Origin of the sequence: uncultured Veillonella sp. (assembly GCF_900545205.1) — a bacterium.
Taxonomy (GTDB): domain Bacteria; phylum Bacillota; class Negativicutes; order Veillonellales; family Veillonellaceae; genus Veillonella.
Window position 1 is genome coordinate 1 of sequence record NZ_UQYC01000122.1, and the last position, 2,969, is coordinate 2,969.

2 protein-coding genes and 1 riboswitch are annotated in these 2,969 nt (G+C 38.5%); of the genes, one reads left to right on the forward strand and one right to left on the reverse strand.

Features of this window, described 5'->3' with window-relative positions; all coding sequences use genetic code 11:
• On the reverse strand, window positions 1–1,139 hold a 1,139-nt coding region (gene ribD, locus QZR70_RS08820; protein WP_295794582.1), incomplete at its 3' end, for a bifunctional diaminohydroxyphosphoribosylaminopyrimidine deaminase/5-amino-6-(5-phosphoribosylamino)uracil reductase RibD.
• Between the two features lie 68 nt (window positions 1,140–1,207).
• Window positions 1,208–1,323: riboswitch (FMN riboswitch) on the reverse strand.
• A 304-nt stretch (window positions 1,324–1,627) separates the two neighbouring features.
• On the opposite strand from ribD, the gene QZR70_RS08825 reads away from it, so the two are divergent.
• Window positions 1,628–2,969, forward strand: a 1,342-nt coding sequence (locus tag QZR70_RS08825; RefSeq protein ID WP_295794583.1) for a thiamine pyrophosphate-binding protein, incomplete at its 3' end; no start/stop codon positions are given.

Sequence of the window (2,969 nt, forward strand, 5' to 3'; positions counted from 1 at the left end):
GTTGGTTTAGTGAAAGTTAACTGCGGAGAAAATTCCAAGCTTTCAAAGCCACGTCCACCTACGGCAGGTGTAGCCTCTGTTCCACCGATTATAGTATTGCCAATATAGGTAACCACCTTATCAAAGTTCATGGACTCTACAAAAGAGCTGATAATAGCTGAACCGCCTTCAACTAAGACTGAAGTATAACCAAAATCGCCCAACTTTGTAAGAATATCATCAATAGATAATTTCTTAATATCTATGACAATATCTGTGCTTTTACTTTTACGAGTAGACACTGATTCAACAACCGTTACAAGAGCTCCTACTTGTTCTAAAGCCTGTATCCGTTCTTTAGGACAACCTTTAGATACAAATATATGAACCTTGCGAGTATCTACTTCAAATACACGACTTGTGGTAGGCGTTCTACCAAGACTGTCTAATATGATGACATCTGGTTGATGAACTGTAATCGGCTCATCAAGAATGTTTCTATCCAATATAGCATCTGCTAATTCATCATCACTGAGACGACAGTTTAGTTGTGGATTATCTGCTAAGATTGTACCAATGCCAACGAGCATAGCATCATGAGTAGCACGTAGTACATGTCCATCACGGCGAGAGGACTCATTCGTAATCCATTGTGATTGACCTGTAAACGTGGTAATCTTGCCATCTAGTGACATAGCACTTTTAATAGTTACAAAAGGTTTACCTGTCTGTATATAGGTAAAGAAATGTTCATTTAGTTCAGCACATTCCTCACTACATACGGGGCATACAACCTCTATACCAGCTTCGCATAGTAAATCCATACCCTTGCCAGAAACAAGTGGGTTAGGATCTGTACTACCTACTACGACTTTAGCTATGCCAGCTTCGATAATTCGCAGCGCACAAGGTGGCGTTTTACCATAATGAGAACATGGCTCTAATGTTACATATAAAGTAGCACCTTTTGCATTATCACCAGCTTCGTTTAAAGCATGAACCTCTGCATGAGCTGTACCAGCTTTATGATGATAACCTTCACCGATTATTGTATTGTCTTTCACCACTACGGCACCCACCAAAGGATTTGGCGAAGTGTGACCTGTAGCCAGTTTTGCCAGTGCAATGGCGCGTTTCATATATGCTACGTCATCCACCATATCACCTCAATAAAAAAAGGACTATATACATAGTCCTTGGGTAATCATAATTGCGCACAACAAATGTGCCTTGTCTTTTCTCATCCAGACTATACTGTCGGTATCGGAATTGCACCGATTCATACCCATAAGGTTCGCGGACTATACCGCCGGTAAGGAATTTCACCTGTCCCCAAAGACTCATCTATTTTCTTTATGAATTAATAGTAACACTTTTATTAGTGTTATGCAAGAAGTATAGATTTATACTGAGAAATATTATTAAATAAATCGCAATATTTATATTCAACAGATATATTCTCTTTTTTAATTTATAAATGTGCTTTAATCTTTTAAGATAAATATTCTATAAACTATGTATACAAAAAACTATGTATACATAATTTGGTGATTTATATCACATATTTACAATATGAATAGGACTATCATGAAATATATAGTTTATAACTATATTATATTGATATTAATTATTAAATTAAGGTGATAATATGGCAAAAAAAAGAATTTCTGACGTACTTATCGATGTCTTAGCTAGTGCTGGTATTAAACGTATTTATGGTATCACAGGCGATAGTTTAAACTCTGTAAATGATAGTTTACGCCGCAATGGTAAGATCGCCTTTGAACATGTACGTCATGAAGAAACAGCAGCCTTTGCTGCAGGTGCAGAAGCATCCTTAACTCATAAATTAACTGTATGTGCTGGTAGTTCTGGCCCTGGTAACTTACACTTGATTAATGGTCTATTCGATTGCCATCGCAATCGTGTTCCAGTATTGGCTATTGCCTCTCACATTCCTCAATCTGAAGTAGGGTTAAATTATTTCCAAGAAACACATCCTGAAAACTTGTTTAAAGAATGCTCTTGTTTCTGCGAACTTATATCCAATCCTAAACAAATGCCTGAAATTCTATTCCGTGCTATGAATGCTGCTGTAGGTAACCAAGATGTTGCAGTTATCGTTCTTCCTGGGGACGTTGCAGTAATGGAAATGGAAATTGATGAGTTACCTGTATGGAATCCACCTCGTTTACCTCATATCGTGCCACAACGCGCCGATATTGAAGAAATGGCTGCTCATTTAGAAACTGGTAAACGCATTACTCTCTTCTGTGGTGCAGGCTGTGAAGGTGCTCATGACGAAGTTGTAGAATTAGCAAAACGTTTACAAGCACCTGTAGTACATGCTTTCAGAGGCAAGGAATGGGTTGAATGGGATAACCCATATGATGTAGGTATGACTGGTCTATTAGGCTATACATCTGGTTATCGTGCTATCGAACAATGCGATACTCTGGTAATGCTTGGTACAGACTTCCCGTACCGTCCATTCTATCCAGAAAATGCAAAAGTAATTCAAGTGGATAGAGATCCTAGTGCTTTAGGTCGTCGTGTTCCTCTTACACAAGGTATCATTGGTACTGTAAAAGATACATTAAAAGAATTATTACCTCTTGTTAGTCAACGCGGTGATACTGAATTCATCGACACTGTACGCAAAGCATATGCTAAATTTAGAGGCGACTTAGATAGCTATGCTGTAGCTGAACCAGATGGCGTGGCAATTCACCCTCAATACTTTGTAAACCGTCTTAATAAATTAGCTGCTGAAGATGCTATCTTTACCTTTGACGTAGGTACACCAGTAATTTGGACCGCTCGTCATTTAAAAACAAATGGTAAACGTCGCATCTTAGGCTCTTATAATCACGGCTCTATGGCCAATGCTATGATGCATGCCATCGGTGCTCAAAATGCATGTCCTAATCGTCAAGTTATCTCCCTTTCCGGTGATGGTGGCTTCACAATGATGATGGGTGAAATGTTAA